A 12,586-nucleotide genomic window follows, 5' to 3' on the forward strand; every position below is an offset into this window, starting at 1 on the left:
ACCGAAGGCGTCGTCCCCAGCGTGGCGGCGGCGAGCCCCACCAGGGAGGCGGCGAACAAGACGGACATTTTGGAACTCCTGGGGGAAGAGGCCCACGCTCGGGCCCGGCTTCGTGACTCAAACTATTGTCGCCACTGTCGGTGATAAATGGGCTCCTTGGCACGGCACCTTTGCTATTCAGGCATGAATGGGCCGGCGCTTCGACCACCTGAACGACGTGGAAGCCTTCCTCACCACGGTGGAGCGCGGGTCGCTGACGGCCGCCGCCGCCACGCTGGGGACGACGCCTTCGGTGGTGAGCCGCGCCATCGCCCGGTTGGAGCAGCGCCTGGGCGTGCAGCTGTTGCGGCGGACCACGCGGCGCCTGGGTCTGACCGACGCGGGGCGGCTGTACCTGGAGCAGTCGAGCACGGCCTTCGGGTTGATCGCGGACGCCGAGCGCGCCATCCAGGGGCAGGGCGGTGAGGTCACCGGCAGCGTGCGGCTCAGTGTGCCCACCACCTACGGGCACTACCGCCTGCCGGCGAAGCTGAGGACCTTCGTGCGCCGGCATCCGCGCGTGCAGGTGGAGCTGAGCATCGCGAACCGCAACGTGGACCTGGTGGCGGAGGGCTTCGACCTGGCGATCCGCGTGGGCGAGCTGCCCGACAGCGGGCTGGTGGCGCGGCGGTTGGAAGATGCGCCCATGTGCCTGGTCGCTTCACCGGCCTACCTGAAGGAAGCCGGGACGCCCCGGTCGCTGGCGGAGCTGGAGCGACACGCCTGCCTGTCCTTCGTCATGCCCAGCACCGGACGTGTGTCGCCGTTCATCTTCCGCGAGGACGGGCGCGACATCGACTGGACGCCCCAGGCCGCGCTGCGCGTGTCGGACGACGTGCTGGGCGTGGTGTCGCTCGCGGAGCAGGGCATGGGCGTGTGCCAGACCTACGACTTCATCGCCGCGGAACGCCTGCGCCGGCGCACCCTGGTGGAGGTGCTGCCCCGCCTGCGGGGCCGCTCGCGCCCGTTCTCCGTCATCTACGTCCCGCACCGCAGCCTGTCCGCGGCCTCCCGCGCGTTGATCGCCGTGTTGACGGACACCGCTGATCACGCCAAGACAGCGCCATGACCCAAGCCCTTGCCGTGCTGTGCATCCTGCTCTGCGCGAGTGGATGCTCCAGCGACAGCGTGAGTTTCTCCATCGACAACCCCACCGACGCTGTTATCGCGGTCAACATCGACGGCACCACCCACGAGATCAAACCGCACGCGGCGAAGGACCTCTCGCTGCGCTCGGGGCTGCATTCGATGGAGTCCGCCACCACCGGCGCGCTCAAGTTCGTGGTGTACGCGAAGGGGCGCGGCGGGCTGATCAACCCGACCTTCAGTCCCTACGTCACCATCAACGAGGTGTACGCCACCACCGCGGATGCCCAGACGGCCCGTGCTACTGGTTCTCGTCATTGGAGTTGGAGGGAAGCGGAGACCCGCTGCCCTTCTTGGCCGCCCGGGACATCGTCTTCTGGGTGCGAGCTTCTTCCTGCGACTGCTTGAACGCGCTGAACGTCTTCGCCTGGCGGCTCGAGCCATCCCTGAGCGTGAGGGTCGCCTGGGTGGTACGGGCCTCCCCGAACAGGTCCCTGTATCGAGGGTAGACGACGCTCATGAACCAGAGCATGGCGGAGAACTTCGTCTCCTCGGCCTCGTTCAGGCCGCCCAGCATCAGGAACTTCTTGGACGCATCCAGGTTCTGCCGCAGGTAGTTCTTCTGGGTCAGCTTCGCCTTGAACCGGTTGAACTCGTGCAAGGTGATGTCTGTCTTCAATCCCTTGTTCAGCACCCCAAGCAGCCCGCGAATCGTGTTGTCCAGCCGCGTTCCCGGGACCCGGACCCAGGACTCCTGTTCCCACTTCCCGGTGCGCGGATCCCGGGTCCACCCGCCCGGGGGGGCGACCCAGGTCGGTCCGATGTCGGAGTACCGCAAGAAGCCCGTGTCCTTGTTTTCGACTTGGAAGAACAGCGGAAAGCCACTCGAACCGGACGACTCGATGGCCTCCGCATTCTTGCCGAGGGTCTGCGCGCAGAAGTCGAAGTACTCCATCAGCTTGTTGATGCCCCCTGACTTGAAGCCGCACAACTGCTTGATGCGCTCGGCCCCCACCGGGGGCGCCAGCCCCGTCACGGCGCCCGTCCGGTCGAAATAGATCGTGGGCACCCCCAGGTACATCAAGCGCTCCATCGAGCCACTTCTCATGCCCACCTGGATGACCTGGTACTCCTTGGAGAGCTGCAGCAGGAAGTTCATCTGCGAGCCCATGGGCCTGCCGGCAAAGGGCTCGCGCCTGAAGAAGTTGATGAGGTTGTGCGCCTTCCCGCTCTTCGTGTACCCGAAGGTCTCGCCCTCCCCGGTGAGCTCTTTCAGCTCGTCGCCGATGGGAACGAACAGGAAGGGCGTGTCCAGCTCCTGTCCCAGGAGCTGGGTGATGTTGCGGATGTATTTATAGAGGGTCAGGTTCGTGTGGTGCTGGGGTTTCCCGACGGAACCTTCGCCTTCCATGAAGATGGCCTCCTTCTCGTCCTGCTTGGCCCCTCGGATCCAGAAGAGGATGATCAAGAACTGGTTCTTGTCTTCGGTGGAGGTGAACTTCTGCCACGCGTAGTGCGGTTTCTGCCGCTTGTCGGTGACGTACTTCCCCACCAGCCCTCCCATGAACTCATCCAGGAAGGCTTTGTTGGCCCCTTCGTATTCCTGGGTGGAGCGCTCCACCAGTTGTCTCAGGGTGCTGGCCACCGCCAGGAAGCTCCTCTTGCGGATGCAGTCGACGATGTAGTCCGTCGACTTGCTGATGTAGGCATAGCTGACGCCCTCGATCCGCTCTTCCGTGTTCTCCTCATCGCCCTGCACCAGATGCAGGAGCTCCTCATTGAGCCTTTGGGAGAAGGGGCCCGCCGTCAGCCGCGAAGTCGACGCCTCCGGCGGGATGCCCTCGCGCTCCAGCAGTGTGCGGGTCAGGGTCTTGACCGCCTTGTGGGGATCGTTCTCCGCGCCCGTCAGGGCCAGCGCGATCAGCCGGGGGTTGTTCTTGAAGAGGGTCTTGTTGGCGGTGACGTGGATGCAGCGCACCTCCAGACGCGCGCTGAAAGCGAAGGGCCTGGTTTCGAGTCGGAGCGTCGGTGTGTCGTCTGAATAGAAGCAGGCCACCAGCTTCAACCGGTCGTCGAGCAGGTCGAAGGAGCTGAAGTAGCCCAACCTCCGGAGGATCTTCTCCCGGTAGCCGGCATCGTTCTGGAACTCCTCGCCGTTGAAGTAGAGCAACCCATAGACCTTCGAATAGTCAGGGCTCTCGACTCGCAAGGCCTTGCTCAACTGCAAGGCATAGATGAGTCCGTAGGTGTCACCCTCCTGGAACAGGTGGTGGTTGATCATCAACACCTTCATGACAAGCCTCGGAGCCAGACGGAGGGAGGAGACGCGGTTGCTTGCACTGTCTTCAGGGTGCCAGGGCGCGAGCCCGCGTGAGCCGCCACGCGAGGAACGTGATCAGCCCGGCGATGAAGGCCTTGAGCAGGCCTCCGGGAACGAAGGGGAGGAAGCCCTTGTGGAAGGCGGTGGCGGCGTCGAGGGCGGCCGCCACCCGGAGCCAGGCCATGCCGATGCCCAGGATGACGAGCTGGCCCCCGAGGAAGACGGGCACCGCCGTCCACGGTCGCCGGTCCAGGCCGTGGCGCGCCGCGAGCCCCACGAGCCACGCCGCGGGCAGGAAGGCCACCAGGTAGCCCCCGGTTGGTCCGACAAGCTGCCCCCAGCCGCTGGCGCCCTTCGCGTAGAACGGCAGTCCCACCGCCCCCAGCAGGAGATAGACGAGCTGCCCCGCCGTGCCACGTCTAGGCCCGAGCGCGGCGGCCGTGAGGATGACCGCGAGCGTCTGTCCCGTGATGGGCACCGGCGAGCCCGGCACCGTGATGGCGACCTGCGCGAGCACTGCGGTGCAGAGCGCCGCGCCGAGCACGAGCACTGCTTCGTGCGCGCGCGTGCGCACGAAGCCGTCAGCCAGGACGCGACGCAGGGGAGGACTGGCGCCCGCGCTCAACGCTGACCTGCCAGCGAGGAGTGCGAGCCACGTGACGATGCGGAGGGGCGGGGAGACACGGGCCGATGCTCCGCGAGGAGGAATCGCGATGCAAGGCGCGGCTCCTCTCCGGGCATCACGAGCCGCGCCCCGGCCCGAGGGGGCCTTGGTGGACGGCTACAGGCGGACCTGCAGCTCGTAGCGGCGGTTCTTGGCCTTCTTGGCCGCCGTGTCGTCCGGCTTCACCAGGGGCTTCTCGGAGCCGAAGCCCACGGCGATGATCTCGTTGCGGAGCACGCCGCGCGCCACCAGCTCCTTGACGATGGTCTCCGCGCGCTGCTCGCTGAGCTTCTTGTTCTTCGCCGCGTCACCGGACGAGTCCGTGTGGCCGGAGACCTCGAACTTGTAGCTCTTCGCCCCGGCGCCATCGAGCTGCTTCTTGGCGTCGATGAGGGCCGCGGCCAGCTTCTTCAGCTTCGCGTCGCATCCGGCGTCCAGCTCGGCGGTGCCCGACTTGAAGCTGCACTGGTTCTTGCGGCCCTCGTCCATCAGCTTCGTGTTGACGCGCTTCTCGACGGCGCCCTTGCCGGCGTCGCCCGCGGTCTTCTTGAGGGAGTCCAGCGAGAGCTGCGCGGAGGCCACGCCAGGGAGGGCCAGCAGCGACACGGAGAGGAACAGTGCCTTGAGCTTCATGGGAAGGACTCCTGGGTTCGAAAGGGAAGGGTGGAACGGCGCGCAAGGCTGCCCACGCGCCCCCGCCGCGTCCAGCACGGAGATGTCCCGAGGCAGGGTGCGCAGGGCACGGCTGCTGGCCCGCTCCCTTCGCGACGTGCCGTGGAACGCGTCCTGCTCCGCGCGGTTGGGCCAGAACCCCATCTCTCCTATGCTCCGCCTCCCCCCCGCTGGGAAGGACCGTCGGCATCATGCAAGAGCGTCTGGAAGGCACGTCAATGCGGGCCATGAGCCTGGGATTCGGGCTGGTCGCGGCCAGCATGTTGTCGGCCCAGGTGGTGCTCTCGCGGTTGTTCGCGGGGACGATGACCTACTACTACGCCTTCATGCTCATCTCGCTGGCGATGCTGGGGCTGGCGTCGGGTGGGCTCCTGGCGCAGCTGGCCCACCGCTTCTTCACCCGCGAGCGACTGCTGGGGCAGCTGGCGGTCCTGAGCCTGGTGGCGGGGATCTCCGGCTTCGTCGGCATCATGGGGATCCTCACCCTGCTGCCGCATGTGCGGTTCGGAGGCGCCTTCAACGTCTACGCGCAGGAGTTCTGGTCCCTGGCGGGCATCTTCTGGTGCGCCTTCCCGCTGTTCCTCTTCGGCGGCATCGTGGTCTCGCTCGTCCTGTCGCACCACCGCGAGCGCTTCCACCGCCTCTACGCGGTCGACCTGGTGTCGGCCGCGCTGGGCTGCATCGTCGCGGTCTTCCTGCTGGATGCCAGCACGCCGGTGGAGGTCATGCTCGGCACGGTCGTCATCCTCCCGATGGTGGCGGCCATCCTGTTCGCGCTGGCGGGGAGGCTGCAAACCACCGCGCTCGCGGCCGTGGGGCTCACCGTCGCCTTCGTGCTGCTCGGCACCTTCCTCACGCAGGTCCCCGCCATCGCGAAGCCGCCGCACGTCAGCTGGCTGAAGCGGCCCACGGAGGTCTCGGAGTGGAACTCCATCTCCTCCGTCCGCGTGCACCCTTCCAGCTTCTTCACCTGGTCGCTGAGCGGGCGCTACACCGGTCCGACGTTCCGGATGATGGACCTGATCATCGATGGGCTGGGGGGAACCCAGATCGTCAAGTTCAACGGCAGGCCCGAGTCGCTCTCCGCCTACACCTATCTGGATCAGGACCTGACCGCGCTCGCGCACAAGCTGGTTCCCCCGGAGGGTCGGCAGCTCATCATCGGCCCGGGGGGCGGCGTGGACATCCTCCAGGCCGTGCGCCATGGCCGCAAGGACATCACCGCGGTGGAGATCAACCCGCTGGTGGCGCGGGTGGTGAACGAGGACCTCGCCTCCTTCTCCGGACGGCCCTACCAGCTCCCCGGGGTCGACCTGCACATCGAGAACGGGCGGACCTTCATCAAGCGCTCCCACGAGCAGTGGGATCTCATCACCCTCACCTGGGTGGACACCGGAGGCAGCGCCACGGCGTTGGCCTTCAGTGAGAACTACCTCTACACGGTCGAGGCCTACCAGGAGTTCTTCCAGCACCTGGCGCCCCACGGCTACATGGGCTTCCTGCGGGCGCTGGGCGAGGGCGAGGTGGTGCGCATCGACTCGATGCGGGGCCTGACGGTGGCGCGCGAGGCGCTCGAGAAGCTGGGCATCCAGGAGCCCGGCAAGCACATGCTGGTCGCGGCGGTGGCGAGCCCCCACTTCCCCCGTCCCATGTGCTTCGTGCTGGTGAAGCGCTCGCCCATCACCGCGGGGGACATGGCGGTCGCGCGGCAGCACCTGGACGCGCTCGGCTTCCAGGCCCTCTGGATGCCGGACGGCTCACTCGACGTGGCCTCCACCCCCCAGCCCTTCACGCCCTACGCGGGGATGATCCGCGACATCATCACCAGCCCCGACCCGCAGCGCCTGTGGGCGCAGAGCGCGCTGGACATCGCTCCCGCCACCGACAACAACCCGTTCTACTTCGTGGAGCGCGCGGGGCCCGCACGGGCGGCCGGTATCGGCGTCCTGGAGCTGCAGCGCCTGGTCCTCATCCTCCTGGCGCTGGTGGTTCCCTTCCTGCTGCTGCCGCTCTTCCAACTGGCACGGCAGACCGGGCGGATGGGCACCTCCGGCTGGGCCTCGCTCGGCTACTTCTCGCTGCTGGGCGTGGCCTTCATGCTCGTGGAGATGGAGTTCTTCCATGTCTTCGCGCTGGTGCTGGGAAGCCCCACCATCACCTTCGTCACGGTGCTGGCCAGCATGCTGGTGTCCAGCGGGATGGGCAGCCTGTTCGCGCAGCGGCTCTCCCGCGCGCGGCCGGCCCTGACGGGCGGGGTCTTCCTCGCGCTCGCCGTCGGGCTTGGGGCCTTCCTGTCCTTCAAGGGCCCAGTGTTGGAGGCAGTGGTGGGGCTGTCGCTCTCCATGCGCATCCTCGTCTCGGCGGTGCTCATCGCGCCGCTGTCCTTCCTGATGGGGCTCCCCATGGCGCTCGGCATGTCCCTGATCCACCACCGCAGGGACCTGGTGCAGTGGGGTTGGGCGCTCAATGGCGTGTTCTCGGTGATGGCCAGTGCCGGGGCGCTCTACCTGGCCATCCACTTCGGAACGGCCGTCACCTTCGGCCTGGGCATCGTCTGCTATCTGGGGGCGGGCACCCTGGTCTGGGTGATTCGTCGGGCGCCGGTTCCCGACACCGAGCAGGAGGCCCCGCCCGGCACCGTCACGTCGACGGCATAGGTCTCATCCGCCCGTAGTCTCGGAGCCCGCGGGCTGCTCGTGCTCGGTCGACGCGAAGCGCGTGTCGATGTGCAGGGCGCGCGACAGCGTCAGCGTCACGGGCGTCTTCGCGGCGATTTCGAGCAGCCGCGCGCGCTGCTCCGCCGTCACCGTGTCAGCGCAGTCGAGGACCCGCTCGACGCGCTCACCCGCGGGCTCGCGAATCAGCTTGAGGCGCACGACGAGCTTGCCCAGGTCCCACTTCTTGCGCTCCGCGTACATCTTGAGCGTGATGGCCGTGCACGCGCCGAGCGAGCCCATGAGCAGCTGGTACGGCGCGGGGCCCAGGTCCCCGCCGCCGCGCGCCGCCGGTTCATCCGCGATGAACTGGTGGTGTCCGGTGCGGATGTGCTGGGCAAGTCCTTCACCGCTCTCCACCGTGGCGAGGGAGAGCAACACGCTGTCGAGCGCATGGGGCATGGCCCCTTCTACGCCAGGTCGAAGCGCGACGTCTCGACAGGAATGGGCTCACGCGCTGGGCAGCGGGGCCTCGCCGCGGAGCTCGTCCACGGTCAGCCCGCGCACGGCGAGCAGCAGGTCTCCGGAGAGCGCTTGAAGCCGCGCGGCCCATGGCGCCGCCTCCTGGGGGCGAAGGCCCTCCGCGCAGTCCTCGACCTGGGAGGCAAGGTCGCTCGCACTCCGGGAGAAGTTCGCCAGCACCCCGGAGAGCTTGTGGGCGCACTGCCGCAGCCGGGCCGCGTCGTTGTCGCGGATGGCCTCGTCGATGGAGCCAAGGTCGACGGGCAGGCGCGCGATGAGCGCATCACAGAGCTTCGTGAGCAGGGGCGCGTCCTCCCCGCACGCCGCCAGCAGCACGGGAGCATCCAGCAGCTGTCGGAGCGCCCTCCGGCGGTCCAGGCGCTCCAGCACCGGCCACAGGTCGCTGGCGATGATGGGCTTGGTGAGGAAGTCGTCCATGCCCGCCGCCAGGCAGCGCGCCCGGTCCTGCTGTCGGGAGCGCGCCGTCACCGCGACCACCGGGAGATGCGCCCCCGTCGCCTGCTCGCGCTGACGGATGCTCCGGATGACCTCGAAGCCGTCCAGCTCCGGCATGTGGAGGTCCAGCAGCAGCAGGTCGTAGGAGCCCTCTTCGAGCCGCTTCAGCGCTTCGAAGCCGCTGGCGGCGGAGCTCACGTCGTGGCCACGGCGGGTCAGCAACTGGCGGAGCAGCTGCGCACCGAAGTCGTCGTCCTCGGCGATGAGGATGCGCAAGGGCCTGGCGGGCGAACCGGCCGCTCCCGGGGTGCTCGCCGTCACCGGGGCCGGGTCCACCACGGGCGCCGCGTTGGCGCTGCCCATGACGTGGTGGAGGGTCTCCAGCAGCTCGTCCTGGGGCACGGGCTTGAGCAGGTGCGCTTCAATCTTCAGCTCGCGCAGCCGGGCGACGTCGCCGGGACGATCCGCCGAGGTGAGCAGCACGATCCGGCTCCCGGACAGCTCGGAGCGCTCGCGAATCTTCGCCGCGAGGCTCAAGCCGTCGATGTCCGGCATCCGGAAGTCGAGCAGCACCAGCGCGTACGGCCGTCCCGAGGCCACGCCGTGCCAGAGCGCGTCCATCGCCGCGATGCCGTCACCGACCACCGTGGGCTCCATCTGCCAGACGCGCAGCCACTCCTCGACGATGCGGCGGTTCACCGCGTTGTCGTCGACCACGAGCACCCGCATGCCCCGCAGCAGCGGGAGCGGTCGCACCAGGGGCGCGTCCATCAGCCCCGAGCTCCGGCCGAAGTCCGCCGTGAACGTGAAGGTGCTGCCGCGCCCCGGCTCGCTCTCCACCTGGATGGCGCCATCCATGAGGCCAATCAAGCGCGCGGCGATGGTGAGGCCCAGGCCCGTGCCGCCGTACTTCCTGCTGGTGGACGCGTCTTCCTGTTCGAAGGCGCGAAAGATGGCGGCCTGCTTGTGGGCGGAGATGCCAATGCCCGTGTCGCGCACGGAGAACCGCAGCGCGACCCGCTCGGCGGAAGTGCTCGCGACCTCCACCTGCATCACCACCTCGCCTTGCGCGGTGAACTTGAGGGCATTGCCCACGAGGTTGATGACGATCTGCCGCAGGCGGCTCGAATCACCCACCAGCGCGTCGGGGACGTCCGCGTGCACGTTGCAGACGAGCTCCAGCCCCTTGCGGTGCGCGCGGACGGCGAGCGCGCGCATGGTGTCGCTGAGTGCGGAGCGCAGGTGGAAGTCCGCCGGGTCCAGCGCCAGCTTGCCCGCTTCGATCTTCGAGAAGTCCAGCAGGTCGTTGATGATCCCCAGCAGGTTGCCCGTGGCCGACTTCACGGTCTTGAGCGACTGGCGCTGGGACTGGGTGAGGTGGGTGTCGAGCACCAGCTCCGTCATCCCGAGGATGGCATTCATCGGGGTGCGGATCTCATGGCTGACGTTCGCGAGGAACTCGTCCTTCGCGCGGTTGGCCTGCTCCGCGAGCGCGCGCGCCTGTCGCAGCTCCTCCTCCAGCTGCTTCCGCCGGGAGACGTCGTGCACGATGCTGATGATGTACGAAGCGGTGCCGTCGTCGGTGGGCACGCGCGACGAGGTGACGCTGAGCCAGATCGTCCTGCCGTCCTTGCGGATGAACCGGTGCTCGATGCTGTAGGTCGAGATCTCGTTCCTGCTCAGCGAGAGGAAGTGGCCGAGCGCGTGCTCGAGGTCCTCGGGGTGCGCCAGGTGGATGGGTTCGAGCGCCAGCAGCTCCTCGGCGGTGTACCCGGTGATCTCGCAGTAGGCCGGGTTGAAGTGCATCAACCCGTGCTGGGGATCCACGTGGACCAGTCCCGCGGGAGCGTGCTCGAACGTCGCGCGGTAGCGCTCCTGGCTGCGCGCGAGCGCCGCTTCAGCCTGCTTGCGGTCCGTGATGTCGATGCTCACGCCCAGGAAGCGATGCGCACGGCCCTGTTCGTCGCGCAGCGCCGTGCCCCGGCTGAGGATCCACCGGTACGTGCCGTCCTGCTGCCGGACGCGGACCTCCACCTCGTAGTGGGGCGTTTCACCCTTCAGGTAGGCCGTGGAGGCGTTCAACACCCGCGCGACATCGTCGGGGTGCCAGAGCGCGATGCGGTCGGCGATGGTCCGCGAGCCCACGGCGGGGTACCCGAGCGGCTCCCAGACATTCACCGACGACAGGATGCCGTTCTCGATGTTCTCGTCCGCCAGCAGGTGCTCCCAGAAGCCGATGGTCGACCCCTGGAGCGCGAACTGAAGCCGTTCGCGCAGGCCGTTGCTGACGTCGAGGAGGTGGAGCGGCAGGGAGGGAGGCGTGGACCGCTTCGGGTGCAGCGCCAGCTCCACGGCCGCGTGGAGCTGCTCGGTGGCCACCGGCTTCACCAGGTAGCCGCTCGCGTGGCGGGCCGCCCGACCCAGCGTCCCGGCATCCGAGTGGGCGCTCACGAACACCACGGGGATGTGGCCCTGGTCGCCGAGGAGCCCGGCGGCGTCGATGCCGTCGATGGAGCCACCGAGGCGAACGCCCATCAGCACCAGGTGGGGGCGCTCCGAAGCCACGAGCGCTGGCACCTCTTCGCCGCGCGCCGTGGAGGCGATGACCTGATGGCCCAACGACACGAGCTGCGCTTCGAGGTGTCGCGCGGAGTCAAGGTCGTCCTCGACGAGCAGGATATGGGCAGGCATGGAGTGGGTGCTCGCCATGATGCCCGACATCGAGCAGTCTGCGTAGTCACGGCATGGCTGACCTCCTCCTCATCGACGACGACGCGGCGGTCATCCCCGCCCAGGTCCGGCAGATCTTCCCCGCGCCGGCACACCGCGTGCGTTGGGCGAGCACGGGTCGCGATGGCCTGGCGAGCGTGCGCCGCGAAGCACCCGACGTCATCCTGCTCGACCTGATGTTGCCGGATCAGTCAGGCCTGGAGGTGTACCGGCAGATCCGCGCCATCGATGCGCGCATCCCGGTCATCTTCATCACGATGGCGAAGACGGCGGACACGGCCATCGAGGCGATGAAGCATGGCGCCTTCAACTACCTCCACAAGCCGCTCGCGCTCGCGCAGCTGAGTCAGACGGTCCGCGAAGCCTGTGAGGTGGCCCGTCGCATGCGCTCCCCGGTGCTGCTCAACGAGGAGCCGCCCGACGAGCGCGCCGACGGCTCCATGTTCGGCGGTTGCCCGGCCATGCTGGAGGTCTACAAGTCCATTGGCCGGGTGGCGGCGCAGGACGTGACGGTGCTCATCACCGGCGAGAGCGGCACCGGCAAGGAGCTGGTCGCGCGGGCGCTCTACCAGCACAGCGCCCGCTCCAAGGCGCCCTTCCTCGCGCTCAACTGCGCGGCCATCCCCGAACCGCTCCTCGAGAGCGAGCTCTTCGGACACGAGAAGGGCGCCTTCACCGGCGCGGACCGCCGGCGCATCGGCAAGTTCGAGCAGTGCAACGGCGGCACGCTGCTGCTCGACGAGATTGGCGACATGCCGCTCGCGTTGCAGGCGAAGATCCTGCGGGTCCTGCAGGAGCGCACCTTCGAACGGGTGGGCGGCAACGAGACGGTCCGCACCGACGTGCGGGTGATCGCCTCGACGCATCGGGACCTCGCGAAGCTGTCCACCCAGGAGAAGTTCCGGGCGGACCTCTTCTACCGGCTCGGCGTGTTCTCCATCCACCTGCCTCCGTTGCGCGAGCGGGGCGACGACGTGGCGGCGCTGGCCCGGCACTACGTCCGCCGCTTCAGCGCGGAGCTGGGCCGCGACATCCGGGAGATTGCTCCGGAGACCCTGGAGCTCCTGGCCGCCCAGCCCTGGCAGGGAAACGTGCGCGAGCTGCAGAGCGTGCTCAAGCAGGCCCTGCTCAAGGCGAGCGGCACCGTGCTGTTGCCGTTGTTCCTGCCGTCCCTGCAAGGGCCGAGCGTCGAGCCGACCGCGCTGGAAGCCCTCATCCAACAGCGGTTGTCGCAGAAGACCACCAACCTCTACGCCGAAGCCCACGATGCGCTGGACAGGTTCCTGCTCACGGCGGTGCTCGGGTTCTGCCAGGGCAACCAGAGCCAGGCCGCGAGGATGCTCGGCGTCTCACGCCAGACCTTGCGGATGAAGCTCCGGGCGCTCTCTCCGGACGGCACGGAGCCGCCGGACCCGGACCTGGCTTCGAACTGAGCAGCTGGCC

9 protein-coding genes are annotated in these 12,586 nt (G+C 68.2%); 4 read left to right on the plus strand and 5 right to left on the minus strand.

The window, feature by feature from the left end; genetic code table 11:
• The first annotated feature begins 187 nt into the window (after positions 1–187).
• Positions 188–1,108: a LysR family transcriptional regulator gene (locus tag D7V97_RS02175; RefSeq protein WP_120608907.1), complete on the plus strand. Its 921-nt coding sequence runs from the start codon at positions 188–190 to the stop codon at positions 1,106–1,108.
• A complete protein-coding gene (locus D7V97_RS44005) occupies positions 1,105–1,533 on the plus strand; it encodes a hypothetical protein (RefSeq protein ID WP_147444653.1) in 429 nt (142 codons plus the stop codon). Before D7V97_RS02175 ends, D7V97_RS44005 begins: the two co-directional genes overlap by 4 nt.
• On the opposite strand, the gene D7V97_RS02180 is transcribed toward D7V97_RS44005, so the two are convergent.
• From D7V97_RS02180 to D7V97_RS02190, 3 genes are all read right to left on the minus strand, one after another.
• On the minus strand, positions 1,427–3,418 hold the full coding sequence (locus D7V97_RS02180; RefSeq protein ID WP_147444654.1) for a hypothetical protein: 1,992 nt from the start codon (positions 3,416–3,418) through the stop codon (positions 1,427–1,429). The two genes, D7V97_RS44005 and D7V97_RS02180, sit on opposite strands and share 107 nt — an antisense overlap.
• Before the next feature lie 52 nt (positions 3,419–3,470).
• The gene (locus D7V97_RS02185) at positions 3,471–4,019 is read right to left on the minus strand and encodes a biotin transporter BioY (RefSeq protein WP_233582466.1); all 549 of its coding nucleotides are present in this window, start codon (positions 4,017–4,019) and stop codon (positions 3,471–3,473) included.
• Between the two features lie 207 nt (positions 4,020–4,226).
• Positions 4,227–4,742: an OmpA family protein gene (locus D7V97_RS02190; protein ID WP_120608955.1), complete on the minus strand. Its 516-nt coding sequence runs from the start codon at positions 4,740–4,742 to the stop codon at positions 4,227–4,229.
• A gap of 266 nt (positions 4,743–5,008) precedes the next feature.
• Between D7V97_RS02190 and D7V97_RS02195 the strand changes: the two genes are divergently transcribed.
• Complete coding sequence (locus D7V97_RS02195) at positions 5,009–7,438, plus strand: hypothetical protein (protein WP_158623248.1); 2,430 nt, start codon at positions 5,009–5,011, stop codon at positions 7,436–7,438.
• A 3-nt stretch (positions 7,439–7,441) separates the two neighbouring features.
• Here D7V97_RS02195 and D7V97_RS02200 read toward each other — a convergent pair whose 3' ends face one another.
• Both D7V97_RS02200 and D7V97_RS02205 read right to left on the minus strand, forming a co-directional pair.
• Positions 7,442–7,897: an OsmC family protein gene (locus tag D7V97_RS02200; protein WP_120608910.1), complete on the minus strand. Its 456-nt coding sequence runs from the start codon at positions 7,895–7,897 to the stop codon at positions 7,442–7,444.
• Positions 7,898–7,945: 48 nt separating this feature from the next.
• Entirely contained in the window at positions 7,946–11,104 is a 3,159-nt protein-coding gene (locus tag D7V97_RS02205) for a response regulator (RefSeq protein WP_158623249.1), read from the minus strand.
• Positions 11,105–11,157: 53 nt separating this feature from the next.
• Here D7V97_RS02205 and D7V97_RS02210 point away from each other — a divergent pair, with 53 nt between their 5' ends.
• Positions 11,158–12,576, plus strand: coding sequence for a sigma-54 dependent transcriptional regulator (locus D7V97_RS02210; protein ID WP_120608912.1), 1,419 nt, complete (start codon positions 11,158–11,160; stop codon positions 12,574–12,576).
• Positions 12,577–12,586: the final 10 nt, after the last annotated feature.

Source organism: Corallococcus sp. CA053C (genome assembly GCF_003611675.1).
Classification (GTDB): domain Bacteria; phylum Myxococcota; class Myxococcia; order Myxococcales; family Myxococcaceae; genus Corallococcus.

Coding starts and splice junctions, on each gene's coding strand:
- D7V97_RS02205 (WP_158623249.1), bottom strand. CDS start 11,104: ATGCCTGCCCATATCCTGCTCGTCGAGGACGACCTTGACTCCGCGCGA.
- D7V97_RS02175 (WP_120608907.1), top strand. CDS start 188: ATGGGCCGGCGCTTCGACCACCTGAACGACGTGGAAGCCTTCCTCACC.
- D7V97_RS02200 (WP_120608910.1), bottom strand. CDS start 7,897: ATGCCCCATGCGCTCGACAGCGTGTTGCTCTCCCTCGCCACGGTGGAG.
- D7V97_RS44005 (WP_147444653.1), top strand. CDS start 1,105: ATGACCCAAGCCCTTGCCGTGCTGTGCATCCTGCTCTGCGCGAGTGGA.
- D7V97_RS02190 (WP_120608955.1), bottom strand. CDS start 4,742: ATGAAGCTCAAGGCACTGTTCCTCTCCGTGTCGCTGCTGGCCCTCCCT.
- D7V97_RS02195 (WP_158623248.1), top strand. CDS start 5,009: ATGAGCCTGGGATTCGGGCTGGTCGCGGCCAGCATGTTGTCGGCCCAG.
- D7V97_RS02180 (WP_147444654.1), bottom strand. CDS start 3,418: ATGAAGGTGTTGATGATCAACCACCACCTGTTCCAGGAGGGTGACACC.
- D7V97_RS02210 (WP_120608912.1), top strand. CDS start 11,158: ATGGCTGACCTCCTCCTCATCGACGACGACGCGGCGGTCATCCCCGCC.